At 60.8% G+C, this 19,628-nt stretch carries 11 protein-coding genes and 3 pseudogenes; 3 read left to right on the top strand and 11 right to left on the bottom strand.

Translation table 11 applies throughout. The features are described from left to right. Positions 1–25: 25 nt before the first annotated feature. From FX982_RS15310 to FX982_RS15285, 6 genes and pseudogenes are all read right to left on the bottom strand, one after another. Positions 26–355, bottom strand: a complete 330-nt coding sequence (locus FX982_RS15310; RefSeq protein ID WP_163022184.1) for a hypothetical protein — start codon at positions 353–355, stop codon at positions 26–28. A 170-nt stretch (positions 356–525) separates the two neighbouring features. Beyond that, entirely contained in the window at positions 526–1,434 is a 909-nt protein-coding gene (locus FX982_RS15305) for a sigma 54-interacting transcriptional regulator (protein ID WP_172611489.1), read from the bottom strand. Between the two features lie 151 nt (positions 1,435–1,585). After that, positions 1,586–2,527 (bottom strand): sigma 54-interacting transcriptional regulator, encoded by a 942-nt coding sequence (locus tag FX982_RS15300; RefSeq protein WP_172611488.1) that lies wholly within the window; start codon positions 2,525–2,527, stop codon positions 1,586–1,588. 1,059 nt (positions 2,528–3,586) lie between these two features. Beyond that, positions 3,587–4,666 (bottom strand): annotated as a pseudogene (locus FX982_RS15295) (transglycosylase SLT domain-containing protein); the annotation flags it as partial. A gap of 132 nt (positions 4,667–4,798) precedes the next feature. After that, the gene (locus FX982_RS15290; RefSeq protein WP_172611486.1) at positions 4,799–9,403 is read right to left on the bottom strand and encodes an AvrE-family type 3 secretion system effector; all 4,605 of its coding nucleotides are present in this window, start codon (positions 9,401–9,403) and stop codon (positions 4,799–4,801) included. Positions 9,404–9,519: 116 nt separating this feature from the next. Beyond that, positions 9,520–9,960, bottom strand: a complete 441-nt coding sequence (locus FX982_RS15285) for a LexA family protein (RefSeq protein WP_122625290.1) — start codon at positions 9,958–9,960, stop codon at positions 9,520–9,522. 98 nt (positions 9,961–10,058) lie between these two features. On the opposite strand from FX982_RS15285, the gene FX982_RS15280 reads away from it, so the two are divergent. Further along, positions 10,059–10,787: an SOS response-associated peptidase family protein gene (locus FX982_RS15280; RefSeq protein WP_172611485.1), complete on the top strand. Its 729-nt coding sequence runs from the start codon at positions 10,059–10,061 to the stop codon at positions 10,785–10,787. Positions 10,788–10,829: 42 nt separating this feature from the next. Here the strand turns inward: FX982_RS15280 and FX982_RS15275 are convergent, their stop codons facing one another. Continuing rightward, positions 10,830–13,052: a TonB-dependent siderophore receptor gene (locus tag FX982_RS15275; RefSeq protein ID WP_172611484.1), complete on the bottom strand. Its 2,223-nt coding sequence runs from the start codon at positions 13,050–13,052 to the stop codon at positions 10,830–10,832. A 482-nt stretch (positions 13,053–13,534) separates the two neighbouring features. On the opposite strand from FX982_RS15275, the gene FX982_RS15270 reads away from it, so the two are divergent. Further along, on the top strand, positions 13,535–15,022 hold the full coding sequence (locus FX982_RS15270; protein WP_172611483.1) for a SulP family inorganic anion transporter: 1,488 nt from the start codon (positions 13,535–13,537) through the stop codon (positions 15,020–15,022). 119 nt (positions 15,023–15,141) lie between these two features. Here the strand turns inward: FX982_RS15270 and FX982_RS15265 are convergent, their stop codons facing one another. Then, the gene (locus FX982_RS15265) at positions 15,142–16,026 is read right to left on the bottom strand and encodes an EamA family transporter (RefSeq protein WP_172611482.1); all 885 of its coding nucleotides are present in this window, start codon (positions 16,024–16,026) and stop codon (positions 15,142–15,144) included. A 381-nt stretch (positions 16,027–16,407) separates the two neighbouring features. On the opposite strand from FX982_RS15265, the gene FX982_RS15260 reads away from it, so the two are divergent. Beyond that, a complete protein-coding gene (locus FX982_RS15260) occupies positions 16,408–16,608 on the top strand; it encodes a hypothetical protein (RefSeq protein WP_172611481.1) in 201 nt (66 codons plus the stop codon). A 76-nt stretch (positions 16,609–16,684) separates the two neighbouring features. Here the strand turns inward: FX982_RS15260 and FX982_RS24830 are convergent. The 3 genes and pseudogenes from FX982_RS24830 to FX982_RS15250 form a co-directional block, all read right to left on the bottom strand. Then, positions 16,685–17,206, bottom strand: a pseudogene (locus tag FX982_RS24830) (methyl-accepting chemotaxis protein); the annotation flags it as partial. Between the two features lie 384 nt (positions 17,207–17,590). Next, positions 17,591–18,559: pseudogene (locus FX982_RS24825) on the bottom strand (PDC sensor domain-containing protein); the annotation flags it as partial. Between the two features lie 628 nt (positions 18,560–19,187). Next, complete coding sequence (locus FX982_RS15250; RefSeq protein WP_172611480.1) at positions 19,188–19,613, bottom strand: cell wall hydrolase; 426 nt, start codon at positions 19,611–19,613, stop codon at positions 19,188–19,190. Positions 19,614–19,628: the final 15 nt, after the last annotated feature.

Genomic DNA, 19,628 nt, shown 5'->3' with positions numbered 1-19,628 from the left:
CTTTTTCAGGGGGCGCTCGGACCGATCAGTAGCTGATGCCCTTGGCGTTCTGCGCCTCGGCACTGATCGCTTTGTTGGCGCTGTCTTCCTTGCCGGAACGGATGGCGCTGAGGACGTCGTTGGTCTGCTTGCGAATGTCGGCTTCGGTCTGCATGGCAATCAGACGCGCCTGGCTTGCATCGGCCTTCTCGGTAGCGGCGTTTTGTGCAGCTTCGGCCTTGGAAGGGGCAGCGGACTCGGTGATCTGGTTTTCCTGCTTGACGTTGGTCACAGCGCTGGCTGCCTGCTGAGTCATTTGCCCGCCCGCGTTGATCGCGCTGTTGGCGAAGCCACCGACCATTGAGATTGGATTCATGTCGAACACTCCTGAGTCATCACCAGCGAAAGTGCTTGGTGCCAATGGGTGGCCCGGACCTCGGGATCGGTTCCGCATGGGGCTCAATAAAATTCGGGATGTTCACGCAAGCTGCGGACAGGGACGTGTCGACGAGCCTGTGTCGCCGGAAGCCGCGCGGTGAGCGAAGGTCAGACGTCGAGTTCTTTCATGCGGTGGTAGAGCGTGCGACGGGGAATGTCGAGCTCCTGGCTCACGGCCTCGACGCTGTTGTTGTGACGCTTGAGCGCGGCCTGGATCAGCGCTTTTTCGATCACCCGCAGCTGCGATTTAAGCCCCGATGACTCGCCCTCCTCGCCGGACTCGCCGCCCAGCAGCGGAAAGCCCATGACGTGACGCTTGGCCGCTGATTTCAGTTCGCGGATGTTGCCAGGCCAGTCATGGTTGAGCAGGACGTGACGCAGCACGCCGGTGGTCTCGGGCACCGAAATACCCGACTCCTGCGCCGCCGCCTCAGCGAAACGGGCGAACAGCGGAAGGATGCGCGCCCGCTGCTCGCGCAGCGGCGCCAGGGTCACGGTCAATACGTTCAGGCGGAAATACAGATCCCGGCGAAAACGCCCCTGTTCGACCATCTCGTCGAGGGAGCGCTGGGCCGAGGCGATGACGCAGACATCCAGTGCAATGGGCGTCGTCGAGCCAAGCCGTTCGACGGAGCGCGTTTCCAGCACCCGCAGGAGTTTGGCTTGCAGGCTCAGGGGCATGCTGTCGATCTCGTCGAGGTACAGGGTGCCGCCCTGCGCCGCCTCGATGTACCCGACCCGCGCCCGATCAGCGCCGGTGTAGGCGCCGCTGACCACGCCGAACAATTCGCTCTCGGCCAGGGATTCCGGGATGGCCGCGCAGTTCATCGCGACCAGCCGGCCCTTGCGACCGGACAGCGCGTGAATCCGGCTGGCGACCGTGTCCTTGCCGGTACCGGTTTCGCCTGACAACAACAGGTCGATCCCCAACTGACCGAGACTGCGGGCGACCACGCGCAGGTTCGGCACCTGATGGTCGTCCTCCAGTTGCTCATCGAATAACTCGTACACACTCATCCACGACCTCTGGCATTTCAGGGTTGCGCGACATTGGCTGCGCGAGATTGGCTGCGAGGTTGGGGGGACCGGCTTCAGCCGGGAAGGCGTCAGGCGTTACACCACACGTTTGATGCCGCCCACACCGGCCCCTTCCCGGCTGAAGCCGGTCCTACAAAATTGCTGCTGAGTCTTCGTCATTCATGCCCAGCTCTTTCATCCGGTGATACAAGGTGCGCCGGGGAATGTCGAGCTCCTGCACCACCGCTTCCAGGCTGTGCTTGTGACGCTTGAGTGCGTCTTCGATGAGCATTCTTTCGATGACCCGCAGTTGGGTCTTCAACCCCGTTTCCTGATCGCGATCCGGAGGGGCATCGCCGCCCAGCAGCGGGAAACCCAGCACAAAACGCTTGGCCGCGGACTTCAATTCGCGAATGTTTCCCGGCCATGAATGGCTGAGGAGCAGCTGCACCAGACGATTATCCAGTTCGGGTACCGGGCAACCGAAATCGGCGGCGACTTCCTGGGTGAACTGGTCGAACAACGGCAGGATCTGTTCGCGACGCTTGCGCAAGGCTGGCATTTGAATGGTCAGCACGTTGAGCCGAAAAAACAGGTCGCGACGAAAAAGCCCTTGTTCCACGAGTTCATCCAGAGGCCGCTGCGCCGAGGCGATAACCCGAAGGTCCACCGGAATGAAGTCAGTCGAGCCCAGTCGCTCGATGCCCCGGGTTTCCAGAATCCGCAGCAGCTTGGCCTGCAGACTCAGCGGCATGCTGTCGATCTCGTCGAGGTACAGCGTGCCGCCGCAGGCCGCCTCGATGTACCCCTCCCGGGACCGACTGACGCCGGTATACGCGCCGTTCACCACCCCGAACAACTGACTCTCCGCCAGGGATTCCGGAATCGCAGCGCAGTTCATACCGATGAAAGAACCTGTCCGACCGGACAGGTCATGAATACGTTTGGCCAGCGTGTCTTTGCCTGTTCCCGTCTCCCCGCACAGCAGCAAATCCATACTCAGGTTTGCGGTATTCAATGCTATCTGCTGGATATCCAGCGCTACAGTTTCAGGCTGACGCGGACAGTCGCTTACATCGATTTCTTCTCTCATCGATACCTCTTGTAGTGGGGCAAGCGATTTATTAATACCACGCATTCCAAAGGCAGCAATAATTAATTTTAGTTCCCCGACGTCGCGAGATACACCTCGGTGATAGCACTTTGACTTTATTGAAGGACACCAACTAATTATCCGCAAAACATTCAAACGGCTATTTCAAATTATCCCTTGCCCCCGACTGGGCGATGACTTACGCGGGAGTGCCGAGGGCCCGGACTGCCTGGCGCGTGCATCACAATAGCTTAACAATCAGCGGGTTATGCTCTGCCATGGTGCACTCCGTACTGAATGGCGAGGTTGCTCCTTCCTTCGCGTCACCGGCAACCGTCAAACTTATTAATTAAGCTTGCGTAAACTCGTACTTATCGGAGGGCCGCGTTTTAACTCGACTTTGTAACTATATTACCCAACGACCACTTACTAAACCTCGCTAACTCGCCCAACTCATATCGCGTCACCTCACTGAACTTATGTAACACGTCGCCAACCATCGAAGTTACCAAATCATTTAAACCTTATTGATTAGTTAATAACACTGCTAGTTTAACTGTGTTCGGAAATCCGACTGCTTCAACTCGGTTTTCCGAACGCCATTTACTGTACTCCCGCGTATAGGCCTAGAACCCTTGAATCTAGCGGGTCGGACAACAAGCGGTCGTTCATCTGGGCTATTAAAAGCAAAGCAAAGGTTTGCGCGTCGACACTGACTGGATAATAGGATCCAACTACGCACTGTCCCGGATGGTCGCTCCGCAGGTAACGCCAATTAACCCACAGCCTTTATCCGCCCACCGCCACGGATGTTTCTAATTGTGTCTTCAGCGGCAACCGGCCACGATGTATCAGCGCTTTTACACATCGCCCGAAAGTTCGGTGAGAGTCGGGTTAATTGATTGCGTGAATAAGTGCCAACCGGCTGACCTGGGGGCGGAGGAAGGCTGAAAAGCAGGCGAGCAAGCATGTGTCCGGGCTGACACACGACGGGCTCATTGCTGCCAAAAATAGGCCCCAGGCGGACAATCGCCTGGCGGACGCGTTGTGTCAGGGACGAACTGTACCCGCTGGGACGGCAGCAGTGCTGACCGCCAGTGCCTCGTTACCGGGCATGACATCGTCGGTCATTTTGCCGAGGGTGGCAGAAAGCTGCTCGAACTGGTCACGGGGCACCAGCACGCGGGAGGGTCCATCGGCGGTTTTTTTGCGCAGAAACGCCGGATTGAGGTTCAACAGCACCGAGCGATCGATGCCGGCACTGACCGCGAGGCGCTCAAGGTCCACCGGCCGCGCCAGCTCCAGCACCGTGAAATAAGGCACATTGGCCACCGGGCTGAGCTTCACGCCATAGCTCTCGGGTTCGCGCACCAGCAACGACAGTGCCAGCAGGCGCGGCACGTAATCCTGGGTTTCCCTGGGCAAGCTGAGGTGCCAGTAATCCGTAGGCAGACCTCGGCGCTGATTCGCGTCGATGGCCCGGCTCACCGTGCCCTCCCCCGCGTTATAAGCCGCCATCGCCAGCAACCAGTCGCCGCCGAACTGGGTGTGCAGACGGGTCAGGTAATCCATCGCCGCTTTACTGGACGCCACCACGTCCCGCCGACCGTCATACCAGGCGGTCTGACGCAGGTCGAAATCACGCCCGGTGGCAGCCATGAACTGCCACAGCCCTGCGGCGTTACGGGTCGAATTGGCTTTGGGGTTGTAGGCGCTTTCGATGATCGGCAGCAAGGCCAGCTCCGCCGGCATCGCGCGCTGATCAAGGGTGTCGACGATGAAGTGGAGGTACGGGCTGGCCCGCTGACTGGCATTGCGGATGAACCCTGCATTGCCCAGCAGCCAGTCGCGCTGGCGCACGATGCGTTCGTTGACGCCGTTGTCGTCGGCCAGGCGGAAATCCTGTCCCATCCGCTGCCAGATATCACTGCCGTCGTAGGGTTGCGTCGGCCGTGAATACGCCACCGGTTCTGCACTGCGATGGAGCCCCGCCACCAGGCGCGGCGTGCGTTCGGTACTTGCCTCGGGCGGCCCGTAAGACTGGCAACCGGCACACAACATCGCGACAGTCAGTGAAGCGATGCGCATCGGGCGAACGACACGCAAAGCGCCCGGGTACGGGCGGAAGGCAGGCGGCATGGGAGGTCATCCTGAGAGGTTTATGCTGTGTGGCACGGCTGCCTGAACGGTTCCGTGGCGAGGGGCTGAATCGCGGAAAGTTCAGGCTTCGGCCGGGCTGACAACGCCGACCGAAGCGGGTGAACGTTGGGGTTACGTCGGCCGATAGCTGCCCGCCCCCGTGGCCGCCATGTCCCTCAATGACGGCGTGTCGCGCTCGGCCGTCAACTGCCCTTCCAGTTTGTAGCCTACAGGTGCCTGCTGGGCCTCGGCGTAGTCGAAGGTGATCTCGCCGCGCAGCCGCTCGACACTCAGGTTGCTGCCGCTGCGGAAATTGGTCCACACCCCCGGCAAGGTGAACGAGTCTTCCTTGGCTGCGTTGCGGAACACCGAAATGCTCTTGATGCGCAGGTTTTGCTCATTGTCCAGAATCCTCTTCAACCCGGCGTCGGTGAGTGTCCCGGCGATGGCCTGTTGATCGATCTCGGCCTTGGCGTCGTCCGTCACTTCCAGTTTGATCTCCGCCCGGGTCGTGCCCCGGCGGTCCTGCAGCTCCTTCAGCAACCCGGCCAGTTGCGGGTCCTGACTCATCAGGCCGGCGATTCTCTCGGCGTTGCCCGGGTTAGTCGTCCCCCCCAGCCAGGCGCGCACCGGATCGGTGGCGCGTTTGCTGTTGCTGGCACGGTCGATGCGGTTGACGTTGCTCTGTTTGGTGGTGAAATCCATGGTCGTCATCAGCCGGGTGTTCTGATCCGCCGCCCTGTCCTGGCGCTGGGTCTGGCTGAGGCTGTTGAGCGCCGCGTATTGCGCATTGGTCAACGGTTCGGCGGACGGGATCGTCACCCTGGCGTAGGTCGAGGCCAGCGCATCCAGTTGCGCCTTTGCGTCCTTGCCCGACAGGTCGGGCGCATCGATCAGCGGAAACGCCTTTTCCAGTGTGCTGGCCAGTGCTTTGGTCTCCGCCGGCAGCAACGGCAAGGTGTCCTTGAAACGGATATCAAACGCTTTGCCGGTCTTGTTCTCCACCACGACGCTGGCAGTGACACCCGTCGGTACCCCGCCCGACAGAAACACGTGGTTAGGCTGCGAGCTGAACGCTGCATCGAACAGCCGCGCATAGGCAGTCGCGCCGCCTTTCTCCAGAAAACGCACCCTGTTGTCGCTGCGGATGTCGGTGCGCAAACCGTCCGACCCGCGCCCTTCCACCCGCTCCCGCTCGTAGCTGGCCAGGTTGGCGGTGCCCACAGCACCCGCTGAGACACGCAAGAAGCCCTTGACCGGCTTCGCGCCTATCTGCCCTGCATTGAGCCGGTATTCGGCGCCAAGATTAAGGTCCACATCGGCGTTGTGCTTGGTGCCGGTGCGCACTTCCTGCTCGGAGCTTTCATCCAGGAAAGACAGGGGATGCAGCCGGCTGGCCACTGCCCCCTGCGCGTCGCCACTCCTTTGCAACGGTGTGCTGGTCAGGTCGCGCACGAAGCCTTCGATGTCCTCGTCGCGCACGAAAAAACTCAGCGCGTTGCTCTCGGTGTATTTGTATTTGAGGTCGGCACTGACGCCTAACCAGCTGCCGTTCTGTATCAGGTTGGCGGAGGTGTCCTGTTTCGGCGCGGCGTGATCGGCAAAGCCGGCGCCGAAGCCAATGTTGCCGCCGCCGGCCACGGCGCCGTCGCGGTTCATCGAGACCTTGAGGCCGCGCTCGTACCGGGTGAAGGTCAGGCCATAAGTACGCTCCGGCTCGACGTTGACCCGTCCGCCCAGGTACGCAGGTCCTGTGACCGGGCCGCTGACGCCAGCGTTGATGTTGCCGGCATAGTTGCGACTAATTTTCAGGTTCTCCCGGGGTTTGAGCTGACGCAGCGCCGTGCTGAGCTCTTCGCTCATGCGCGCGGGCGGGACGTCCATTCCGGCGCGCAGGTTCTGCGTCATCGGGTGCTTTTCATCGCGGAAGTATTTGAGCATCGTCTTGCTGGCGTCGTAGCTGGCCTCAAGTTCCGTGTGGCTGCGAAACCCGGCGTCGGTGTATTTCTTCAGCGGCGCGTTGGCGTATTCCTTGGCGTACGTCTGCTCAAGGGTATTTGCCACGCCATCGAGCAGCGCGTTCGAGGCATTGCCTTCGCGGGCGGCCGCCGTGAGCAGGTCAAGCTGTTGATTCAACTGAAAGAGCACATCGGCGTTGAGCGCCAGCCGCGCCTTCACCAGCGCCTGCGCATCGCCACGGTCGCGATCACCCTCGGGCTTGCGATGGCCGACCTGAAAGCGCTGGGACGTCAACTGTTCAAGTAACCCGTTCAACGGTGTCCCGGTCACGCCGGAAACCGCCAGGGAGTGCGCCAGCCCGGCAACCATGTCGTTGGCAACCGGTTTGGACGGCGTGAACGTCGGGTTGTCCTGCCCGTCGCTCATCAGCACGCCATGGTCCTGGGCCAGCGAACGCAGCAACCGCTCGGTGTCTTCGGCAACCGTCTGGGTGGCTCGCTCTATGACGTCGGCGAGCAAGTCAGCCTTGGGGTTTTTGATGAAAGCGCCGTTGCCGCGAATCTGCTCCAATCGCTCGCTCATCGCCGGGACCCTGGACGTGGGCCTCGTTCTCCAGCGTTGGTCCAGTCGGGCCAGCATGTCCGATTCGGTTTGATAGACCTCCGCCAGACCTTTGCGGCCCTTAAACGCATGAGTGGCCTTGTCGAACGGCTTGCGCAGGCCCGACCCGACGCGCAGGTGCGACCTCAGGTAGTTCAACGGGCCGGGCGTCGCTTCCCGGGGCGTGACCGTTTCCATGTTCGCCCGCCCCAGCACGGCAGCGTTGACCTTGAGATTACCGTGGCGGGTAAACCGACCCAAGGCGTCTTCACGGTCGGCGAGGCGTTGATGCAAGGCATGCTGTCGGGTCAATCTGGCGTCCTGCGGCGCAGGCGCGATCAGGCTGCCATCGGCACCCAATTGCTGCTCGGTGGTGCCATGCTTCAGCAGCAACGCCCCATCGGGGGCAGTGCGAATGCTGTCCACCGAGACACCCGCTGGCAGATTCGGCTCAACCAGTTCCCAGGCGGACTGATCCTGGTGATGAACCCCCAAGCCCTGCTTGCCGCCCTGCCAGTGCTGCGCCGCCATGCGAAACAGCGCGCCGGCCTTGAGCACGTAGAGATCGCCGCCCGCGATGGTCATGTCCTGGATGTGACGTTGGTCGACCTCATGGGGATCCGGAATGCCCAGCGTTTCGTCGTCGCCAAAGCCCGGCAACGGCGGCAGCGCCTGGCGCGTGCCTTTCTGGTCGTGGGCGCGCAGGTGTCCGTCGCTCAGAGTGACGTAACGATCATCGTTGAGCACCGCGATTTTTTCCGCGACAACATCCTGGGCGCCCCGAAGTGTCGCGCCCGCTTTCACCTCGGTGCCATGCCCGGTGGTGAGGTCCGGGCCGCTGCCCATCGTTCGCGACAACGCCTGGGCCTGCACCGCCAGACGCTTGACCGCACCTTCTTTGTCGACCACATAGGCGAAGCCATCGTTGCCCCGATGCAGGTCTTGCAGATTCGACTCCGAACCTTTGCTCCACTCGTCGGTTCTCGGGTCTTTCACCAGCAGCTGACCGTCCTTGTGCGCCACGCTGCCACCGTCCAGATGGATCATTTCGTGGGCGTCGGGTACCAGCGCCGGCAAATTCCGTTGCTTGACCACCGCCGTGGACTGACTGAGGTTCCAGCCCGGCACGAAATCACCCTTGGTCGCGTCCCATTGAGCGGTGTGCTCCTTGCCATGACCGTCCTTGAACCGCGCGTTCAAGTTGCCGGCCTGGTCATTGAACAGACCGCTGAAGGTCAGCTTGCCAAACTCCGCGACCGCCAACTCCGTCGCTGCATGGGGCTGTAGATTCAGTGTATCCGGCCACGGGTCGCCAGTCGGCAACCGACCTCTGTACAAACGCCCGCCGCCGTCGACCATCAGTAAATGGGATCCGGCGGTACCGATGGCTGAAGGCTTGTCGGCTTTTTTATCACCCAACGGCGCGTTGTTGAGGGTCAGTTCCGTGGAGCGACCTTCCGGCTCCTCCAGGTGAACAGCCCCGTCGTGGGTCGACACCCCCAGCAACTCGTTGCCTTGTACGGCCGTCGCACTGACCGGATGGGCAAACATCACGCGCGTTGGCTGACTGTCGCCCAGCTTCCAGACAACACCTGCTTCATCGAGGGCGTGGACATCGTTGCCATCAAGGCTCAATGATTTGAATTTGCCCTCGTGGCCATCGGGCAGTCCGGCGGCGTGCCAGCTGGCGTCGCCGCCAAAGCGGAAAAGCTGCTTGTCATGAAGGGTCCAGACGTCCCTGCCAGCGCCCTCGAAAATGCCACTTTTCTGAGCCAGATGCCCTTTATCGAAGGGGATCGGTGGCGGCGTGCCGCCGGCGCGATGAGGCCTGGAAGCAACATAGGCATGAACCGTATGGGCGGACGCATCGGCCCTGACGGCAAAGCCGTGGGCGTCGATCAACTGACCGCCCGGATGTTGGGCAAACGACTGGCCCGGCTTGTTGAGGATCTCGCTCAACAGGCGCTGTTCGTTGTCCAGCCCTCCAATGGTCGCCCTATCGCTGACCTCCACCCGCCCCTGCGCGTTGACCGCCAGGGCGAGACGAGTCGGTGGGCCCAACGGCTGCAGGGGAACACCGGAGTTTGGTCCGGTGGTAGGCTGCTGCGCGCCGTCATGGCGGCGAAAGACCGAGGCACCGAAGTGTTGAAGCGATCGCAACGGGTTATCAAAGCGCATGAGCAGGAATCCATGGAAGCGTCCGCCTGTGTGGCTGCCGACGCCCGGAGGGTTCCCACCACATTGAGCGTTTTACCTAGCGCCTTGCCTGCTCTCTCTATAAGGAAGCTCGTTCCTCACGAATGCATCACTTTGTCGTGATCGCGAACGCTGTATTTCACCACGCCCCAGATCAGCAACTCGTCGCCTTCCATGACGTAGCGCGGCGGGTACTTGCTGTTCTCGGACTTGAGGATGACCTCGTTTCCCCGCATGTGCAGGCGCTTGCAGACCGGTTCGGTATTCAGCGCGGCGATGACGATGTCGCCATGCTCGGCATACAGGCTGCGGTCGACGATCACCAGGTCGCCGCAATAGATGCCCGCGCCCTGCATGCTGTCGCCTTCTATTTTCACGAGGTAGACGTGGGGTGCGCGGATGTCGAACAGCTCGTCCAGCGAGATGTGCCGCTCGATGTGATCGGCCGCCGGCGAAGGAAAACCCGCCGGCACCTGAAAGGCGTAAAGGGGAAACCGTTCGCCCGCTGCCGACAACCGGCCAAGGATGGTGACACTCATGAGACTGACCTTGTGTTTGTTAACTGTACGTATATACAGTTAACGTTCTCAGCCGCGCGCGGTCAATCTGGTAGGCAGGAAAATTCGACGGGTGACACATGTGCGGACGCTATTCGATCTACGAGCCAATGGACCATTACCTCAAGACGCTGGCGCCAGAGCAGTTGGTCATCAACGGCTATGATCTCTGGCCCATCGAGCGTTACAACGTGGCGCCGACCACCCGCGTTGAAATCATCCGGCCGGTCGCTGACGGCCTGAGCGTCGACAAAGTACGCTGGGGCTGGTCGCCCCATTGGGCAAAGGGCAAACGGCCCGACCCGATCAATGCGCGGGTCGAAACCGTGATGACGGGCAAATTCTTCAAAGAACTGTGGCCGGAAGGTCGCGCGCTGGCGCCGGCCAACGGCTGGTTTGAGTGGGTCAAAGACCCGAACGATGCAAAGCGCAAACAGCCTTGGTTCATCCATTTGAAAGACCGACAGCCTATGTACTTCGCCGCGCTGGGACAGGTCAGGCCCGGGCTTGAACCGGACGAACGCGACGGCTTCGTCATCATTACGGCTGCGAGTGACGCCGGCATGCTCGACATCCACGACCGTCGCCCGCTGGTGCTGACGCCGGAGCTCGCTCGGGAGTGGATCGATCCGCAGACGCCGGCATCACGGCTTGCGCAAATCGCTCAGGAAGGTTGCCGACCGGTCAGTGATTTTCGCTGGCACGCGGTGGGCCGGGACGTGGGCAATGTGCGCAACGACGGCGCCAGGCTGATCGAGCCCCTGGAGGGGCCCGATCTGGCAGAGAGTCAAACCACGCTCGACTTTTGATCGCTGCATTGCGCCGTCAAACGTTGCACGACAGCTGCGTGATCAGAGCGTCCACTTCACCGAGAACATCAGGTTGCGCGGATCGCCGTAAACGCCGGTCCCGGACTCTTTCGGGATGCCCTGCCAGTAGCGCTTGTCGAAGAGGTTGTTGACGTTGACCCGGCCGTCCCAGTGCTCGTTCAGCTTGTAACCGGCCATCAGGCCAACGATGCCGTAAGCGTCCTGGTCCGCCTGACCGTCGCCGACGCGGTTGAAGGTCTTGCTCTGGGCCAGCACATCAGCCCCCACGCGCCATTTGTGCAGCTCGCCGGGCAAGGTGTAGCTGGTCGCGGCTTTGAACAGATGCTTCGGCTGTTCAGGGGCGAACAGTTTGCCTTCGTTGCTTTTGATGCCGTCTTCGACAAACTGGCTCAGCACGTAGGTGTAGGACGCCGAGACCTGCCAGTCCGGCGTCAGCGCGCCGCTCAGCTCGGTGTCGATGCCGCGGCTGCGCACCTTGCCCGCTGCCGCATAGCAGCTGGTCGCCGGGAAACCCGGGCAAGTAGCGGCGCTTTGATTTTGCTCCTGATAGGCGCGGTTCTCTTGCTCCATTTCAAACAGCGCCACCGAGGCGTTCAGGGCACCGTCGAAATACTCACCCTTCAGGCCGATCTCGTAGTTTTTGCCGGTCATTGGCTTGAGCACCGAGCGCGATGAATCCGTCTCGGTCTGCGGCTTGAAGATTTCGGTGTAACTGGCATAGGCCGAGTATGTCTCGTTCAGGTCATAAATGACGCCGGCGTACGGCGTGACTTCGCGGACCACCTTGTAATCGCCATCGCCCACGCGGTTGTCGTAGTCATACCAACTGACGCGGCCGCCGAGGATGACGTGCAGCGGGTCGATCGGGTTCAGGCGCGCGGCGGCGTAAACGCCTTCTTCGGTGGCAGCGTTGCGGGTCTCGTACAGACTGGTATCGACGTCAGGTTTGGGCAGTGAATGGGTCGGGTTGTAAAGGTCGATCGGCGTGCCGTCGGTCCAGCCGCCCCATTGGTGAAACTTCTCTTGGCGATGGCTCACGCCCACGACCAGTTCATGCTCTCGACCGAACATCTGAAACGGACCGGTGAGGGAGGCGTCGAGGTTGGTCTGGTCATCGTCGTCGCGGTACTTGCCGTGGTACTGCTGAAAGCCCAGACCGTCGTAGTTGCCGATGTAGCTGGAGAACGTATCCGCCTCGGCCCAGATCTTCTGCCCGGCGAGCTTGGCCGACCAGCCGTTGTCGAAACGGTGGGTGACGTCGGTGAAGAACATGATGTTGTCTTTGTTCCAGTACGACCAGTCGTTGCTGAGGAACGTCGAACGCTTGAGGTGCAGGTCTTCGCCGTTCGGACCACTGGGCAGACCGCCCCAGTCCGAGGTGTTGTCGTCACGCTGCTTCGACGCGCCCACGGTCCAGGTGGTCGAGTCATTGAGGTCGGCTTCAAGAATCCCGTAAAAGGTCTGGCGCTGGTTCTTGCGGATGTCGGAGAAGCTCTTGTCGTCTTCGTACGCCGCCACCACGCGGCCGCGAACGGTGCCGGAATCATTGAGCTTGTTCGAGGCATCGACCTCGGTGCGGTAGCGGTCCCAACTCCCAGCGCTGGTGGTCACGCTGACCTGTGGCACGGCGGTGGGATGCTTGCGCACCAGGTTCAACGTCGCCGCCGGGCTGCCCGCGCCGGTCATCAGTCCCGTCGCCCCGCGCACCACTTCGACGCGGTCATACATGGCCAGATCCGCGCCGGAAATCACGTCCTGGGTGTACGCGCTGATGCTGCTCGGCAGGCCGTCGTACATGATGTTGTCGATCTTGAAACCGCGCGCCAGGAACTCCTGACGGTCAGACGCCGTTCGGTGCAACGTCACGCCGGGCGCGTATTTCACCACGTCGTTCAGGTCGTTCATGCCCTGATCGTCCATGCGCTGGCGGGTGATCACACTCACCGACTGCGGCGTCTCGCGGATGGACAACGGCAGCTTGGTCGCCGTGTTCATGGAACCCGTTGTGTAAGAGCCCGAACTTTCCGTGGTCGCCTGGCCGGCGATGCCGTAATCGGCGTTGATGCTCAGGCCTTCCAACGCCACTGCGCCCGGCGCCGGGTTGGCGCTGTCACTGCCTGATTGAGCGGGCGAGGTCGCCGATGGCCGATCGGGCAAATCCTGCTGCACTGGCGCTGCGATGGACTGGCTGGAGAAACCAAGGGCAACGAGTGCCGACAAAGCTGGCAGGACGGGACGTAGCATCGGGTGCTTCCTGGAGAGGACGAAGGCGTGCTGATCCGCGGCACGGCACCCTGACGAGCGACGTTCCGCATGGCGAAAAGCTATGAGGGCGCCGATCGTAACAACCTTTTCATGAATTGTTAATGCAAAGCGTTTCCATTTGTAAAAGCGTGTGATTTGGCTTTACTGCATTTATGTCCATCAGTCGGCGCGGGCTAACCCATGCTGGACCAAGCGCCGAGAGGACGATTATCATGCCCCGGCCTCACGACTCACGATAAGTCATCAAAAGGTACGAACTTGCCCCGTTTCAACTGGCTGCCTACGCCGCCTTAGCGCTACGCCCCCCCTCGCTTGACCCTGACCGCCACCTGACTGCGGTCGAATTCTGCTGCGCCTGATTTTCTGGCCGCGGCTAATCCACAACTCAATTGAAACAGACACACGTGTATCGCTCGGCGCCCGTCGCTGTGCGTCATGCCGTGCCTGCCATGGGTGAATTAATGTTTGAAAACATCAGAACCGCCTGGCTGTCCGACGCCAGAGCGAACGTACTCGCTGGACTCGTTGTTGCGCTGGCCCTAATCCCCGAGGCGATCGCCTTCTCCATCATTGCAGGCGTCGACCCAAAGGTCGGCCTGTATGCCTCTTTCTGCATCTGCACCGTCATCGCCTTCGTCGGCGGCCGCCCGGCGATGGTGTCGGCGGCGACCGGAGCGATGGCCCTGCTCATGGTCAATCTGGTCAGGGACCATGGCCTTCAATACCTTCTGGCAGCTTCGTTGCTGTGCGGGGTGCTTCAGATCATGGCCGGCTATCTGCGCCTGGGCGAGCTGATGCGTTTCGTCTCCCGCTCCGTCGTGACCGGGTTCGTGAACGCTCTGGCGATCCTGATCTTCATGGCCCAACTGCCGGAACTCACAGGAGTGACCTGGCCGGTTTATGCCCTGACGGCGGGCGGGCTGGCCATCATTTACCTGTTTCCCCGACTGCCGGTGCTGGGGACGCTGCTCCCCTCGCCGCTGGTGTGCATTATCGTACTCACCGGGATTTCAATCTCAATGGGACTGACCGTACACACCGTGGGCGACATGGGATCGTTGCCTGACAGCCTGCCGATATTTCTGTGGCCGGACGTCCCCCTGAACCTCGACACCCTGCTGATCGTTTTGCCCTACTCTGCCGCCCTGGCGATCGTAGGACTGCTGGAGTCGATGATGACCGCGACCATCGTCGACGACTTGACTGACACCTCCAGCAACAAGAACCGCGAGTGCAAGGGACAAGGCATCGCGAATATTGCCTCCAGCCTGATAGGCGGCATGGCAGGCTGCGCAATGATCGGGCAGTCGATGATCAATGTGAAATCCGGCGGCCGCACCCGACTGTCGACACTGAGCGCCGGGGTATCGCTGCTGGTGATGATGGTCTTCCTCGGCGACTGGCTTGCGAAAATCCCGATGGCGGCGCTGGTGGCGGTGATGATCATGGTGTCGATCAGCACGTTCAGTTGGGATTCGATCCGCAACCTCAACAAGTATCCGCTTTCAACCAACATCGTCATGGTGGTAACGGTCGTGGTAGTGGTCGCCACCGACAACCTGGCCTTTGGCGTTGTCGCGGGCACATTGCTGGCGGCGATGTTCTTCGCGAACAAGATCGGCCATCACCTCGATGTGAGCTCAACCCGTGATCCCGAGCACCCTCACCGCACGTATCAGGTAACCGGTCAGGTGTTCTTCGGATCAGCGGACCGGTTTATCCGATCCTTTGATCTCAAGGAGCCCCTCGAGACGTTGGCAATTGACCTTCGCGCCGCGCACTTCTGGGACATCACGGCGGTTGCGGCGTTGGACAAAGTCGTACTCAAACTTCGTCGACTGGGGGTCCATGTGGATGTCATTGGGATGAACCAGGCCAGTGCAACCCTCGTGGATCGCTTCGGCATTCATGACAAACCGGGCGGTTTAGAGACGCCAATGGGGCACTGACCGCAGCAAAACGGTCAATAGTGACGCCGGGAAGGCTTGGCAACGGCTTGCGCTGCGCAGAGACGCAGCGCTGCAATAGATAGGCGTGGCGTGCGAAAGTGATCCCGCGTCACCCGTCATCAAGCCACCGCGCGGCGCCCTCTACCGAATAATTTAGGGCCCAACAAATTGACTGTCAGACCCAGCATCACAAGCACACCCCCCGCGCATTGCAGCACGCTGAGTCGCTCGCCCAGCACCAACGCCGAGGAACTGAGGCCGACCACCGGCACCAGCAGGGAAAACGGCGCGACTTTGCCCGCAGGGTAGCGCGACAGCAGCTTGCTCCAGCTAATGTAGCCGAAGAGCGTGGCGACGAAGGCCAGATAAGCCAGGGACAGCACCGAGCTCCATCCCAGATTGAGCAGTGAATGCTCAATGAGCGCTGGCCCCTCCAGCCACAACGACATCGCGAGGAACGGCAGCGGTGGCACGATCGCACCCCAGACCACCAGGGCGACGAGATCGACGTTCCCAAACCGGCGCGTGATGATATTGCCCAACGCCCACATCGACGCCGCGCACAACACCAGCAACACCGCCAGCAGTGGAGTTGCGGCCCCCGTGCCCATGCCGATGAGGGTGAGCCCGCCTGCGGCGATCAATAAGCCAGCCACGCTGTACACGCGTAATTTCTCACCAATGAATATCGCGGCGAACAGCAGAGTAAAGAATGCCTGCGCCTGCAGGAGCAAGGAGGCCAGCCCCGGTGGCATTCCACGGGCCATGCTCTCGAACAGAAAGGCGAATTGACCGAAAGAAATGGTCGCTCCATACGCAAGCAGCCAGAACCACGGCAGCTTTGGGCGGCGGATGAAAAACACGGCGGGAATCGCGACCAGCGTGAAGCGGAGCGCGCCGAGCAACATCGGCGGCAGGCCATCCAGGCCGTATTTGATCACGATGAAATTCAAACCCCACGCAATGATGACGAGCAATGCCAGGCACAGGTCTTTAAACGGCATGGGGTTCCTTGGAAGGTGACTGCAGCGCGCTGCTGGGCGAAATGGGCACGGCGAATTGTGCAGGAGCATACGGATGTGTTCAACCGGACGGGCGTTGCAGGGGGTTCGCATGCTTTTCTCGGCGGCTCGCGCCGCTATTCTGCGGCCCTGAGCACTTACTGCCACCCATCGACGATAAATCGCCGGTTGAGTGCTACCCCTTCTAAAACCGGGAACTAACGGCTCAGGCCATTCTCGGAATAACGTGAATGGGGCTCTCTGGGAATGATGCCGGAGCAACAACCCAGGTGTAACACTGCCGCGCTGTTTCGCAGATCGCAGACAGAAGCCCCGGCCGCGCCATGCTGGCGCGGCCATCCACCCAGCAAAGGAGCCGCATCGATGGACTTTAAAGACGTAGCCGAAGTGATCACCACCAGCAGCACCTCGGGTGCCAACGATCTATTAGGCAAAGGCTGGACATTGCTTGCCGTAGTGGCGGGCAACAGCGGGCCGGATTTCGTGTTTGGCCGACACAAGGGTCAACCAAAGCTGGCCGGCAAGAAAAACTCCGGCGAGCTTCTGGGCGACGCCGACCTTTAAGGGAATGCGCCGGGAAGCCAGCTGCCTCAATTGAGGTAACGACGAGATTGACGTTCAGCCGAGATACGTCGGCTTCCTAGACCTTAAATTGACCCATCAGGGCTTGCTGGTGGTTGGCCAGTTTATTCAACGTTTGACTCACCTGCGCCGATTCGCCCGCCTGCCGGGAAATGCTCTCCGTCACGTCGCGAATGGCGGCCACGTTACTGTTGATCTCTTCCGCCACCAGACTTTGCTCTTCGGCGGCGCTGGCGATCTGCAGGTTCATGTCCGTAATCATCCCGACCGCGGCACTGATGCGCCTGAGAGCACTCACCGCAAGCTCCACTTGGCGTACGCTGTTCTGCGCCTGTTCATGGCTCGTGCCCATGGTACCGACGACCTCGCGCGTGCCACTTTGAAGGCCTTCGATAACCTGGCGGATTTCTTCAACCGAATCCTGGGTGCGTTTGGCAAGGTTGCGCACCTCGTCAGCCACCACAGCAAAACCACGCCCGGCCTCACCGGCACGGGCAGCTTCAATGGCCGCGTTGAGTGCCAGAAGATTGGTCTGATCAGCAATCGAGCGGATCACTTCCAGTACAGAGCCGATCTGTTGGCTGCTGTTGGAAAGACCCTCGACCTCCCCCATGGCCTCAGTCATCTTGTTGGCCAGCGATTCAATGGCCGTGGTGGTGGTGTCGATGACGGCCAGCCCTTCATGGGTCGCGTCATCAGCACTGCGGGCGGCTTCGGCGGCTTGCGCGGCATTGTGCGCGACATCATGGGCGGTGGCGCTCATTTCCTGAAAAGCGGTCGCCACCTGATCCACTTCACGCAGCTGCTGTTGCATCCCGTCGCTCGTTTGTTTTGCGATGGCGGCCGACTGGTCAGCGGTGGCCCGTGCGTCCAGAACGGATAGCTTTACGTCGGCAATGATCGGCTGCAGCTTGTCGAGGAACCGGTTGAACCAGCCAGCCAACTTGCCCAGCTCGTCGTCCTTTTTGTAGTCCAGGCGCCGAGTAAGGTCCCCTTCGCCGGTGGCGATGTCCTTGAGCATATCGGCCACCTTCAGAATTGGGCGAGTTACGCCACGGGCGGTCAGCCACATGAGTGCCAGACCGGCGATAACGGCCAACAAGCCGATGCCCAGCGCCACACGGCTGTCGCTGGAGCGACGGCTGTCGAGTTCGGCTTCAAGCTGTCTCGCCGGCGCGGTGAGTATTTCTTCGGGCACTTCGAGCAGGACACTCCAGGGCTTGGCGCCTGGAATGGGTAGCAGCGGTTCCAGCACCTGCAGCATCGGCCCCTGATGCAGCATCTGCGAGCGACCACCCGCCGTCAGGCGAACGAGCTCATCACTCTGGGCACCAAAGCCCGTGCTTAAGGGTTTGCCCAGTAACGAGGCATCGCCACTATGGGCAGCGAAAAGACCCAAGGGACTGACAATACTGATGTGACCATGGCCGTCGTACAGCTCGACATTTGCCTGGTTGCTGATCTCTTGAAGGCTGGCCAGGCTAATGTCAGCGCCAACCACACCCACGACCTTGCCCTCTACGACAAGCGGGACGGCAATGCTGGTCATTAAAGTTTTGACGTCGTCCACTTCGTCTACATAGGGATCGAGTACGCAGGTTTTTCCGTTGGCAACAGGGCAGGTGTACCAGAAATTATAAGGAGCGCCGTTGCTCATCACTGTGGTGTCAGTGAGTACTTTTTCCTTCATGGCCTCGGCTTCGAGTGTTCCATCACTGGACTGGGACCAGTACAAGGCGAAGCGGCCTTTTTCATTACTGCCTAAAGTCGGCTGGTCTGCAAACTGCTCGTCCTTCCCATCAAGACCATTGGCCTCGAACACCACATACAGTCCCAGCAGATTAGGGTTGCCTTGAAGAGCATCGTGTATTTGTGAGGACAGATCAGCACGCACAGATTTCGGGTCGATGCTGTGCTGCCGGGCTTGCGCCATCAGCATCTTCACTTGCCGGGCAAAACCGTCGCTGTATTGGTAAACGTCCATGAAATAACGCTGGATGCGCAGGGCCTGGGTCTCGCCGCGAGCAGCCATGCGTTTCTGCGCGGACTCCTGGAGCATGGCGGTGCTGGAAGCCTGGACGACCTGGGCACTGCGTTGCGACTGATACAACGAAGCACCGACCAGCAGCGTAACGATGAACAACAGACAAAGGGCTGCGAGCAGCGTGATTTTCCACTGAATAGAGAAGCGATTGAACATGGGTATGCCTTGGATGCATCGAACGTGCAACTTATATCGGCGCAGCCGCTTGATTCCTAAATCGACTGCAGCGTCATCGCCCTTGGCGCCGACCGTTTTACCGATATTGCCGTCTGGCGTGCCAGCTTCCACCGGGCACCGTCGGCAGCCACGGTGATAGTGCCACCGTTGTCCGAGCTGGCGGTGTCGGCCGTCGATACGGTCAATTTTCATTACTCCATAGATGCAAAAATCGCCGGAGCGGTTGTTTGAGGGGTGGGTAAATCAGTAGGCTTGCGAAATCGCGAAGCCGTTTACGGTGAAGGGCCCGCCGCTCACAGACGAGCCTGCCCCGACGACTTGGTGATGACTGTGCCGCAGATCACGGAACGTCTTTGAAAAACAGGTGGCTCCCGAGTGTTAGCGTCCGCTTGGCACTGGCAGCCCATGCCGGCGCCGTCGACAGAGTGGTCGCGTAGTAGTGAGTCGCCCCACCGGTGGGGTCTGGCACCTTTCCGTCGATCACTTGGTCAGCAGCAATTTGGCACTGCGCCAATTCGCGGAGCGGGATCTGTCGCGCGCCGCTCAGGAACGGATAATTCGGGTCGCCCTTGTTCCAGCAACTGAACTGACAGGGCTTCAGGCATACCCCGGCGTAGCCCTCGCCCCACCATGACTTTTCTTGTCCATCATTCACGCGGTTGCGGATCGTCCAGGCCACGGCCAGCATTCCCGCAAGCCCTTCCCCACGAGCTTCGCCATACAGCGTGCGAGCGAGCACGTCGCGATCTTTATCAGTCACGGTCATGACTATTCTCCAGGC

Origin of the sequence: Pseudomonas graminis, assembly GCF_013201545.1 — a bacterium.
Classification (GTDB): domain Bacteria; phylum Pseudomonadota; class Gammaproteobacteria; order Pseudomonadales; family Pseudomonadaceae; genus Aquipseudomonas.
This window is presented reverse-complemented; position numbering and strand designations above follow the sequence as displayed.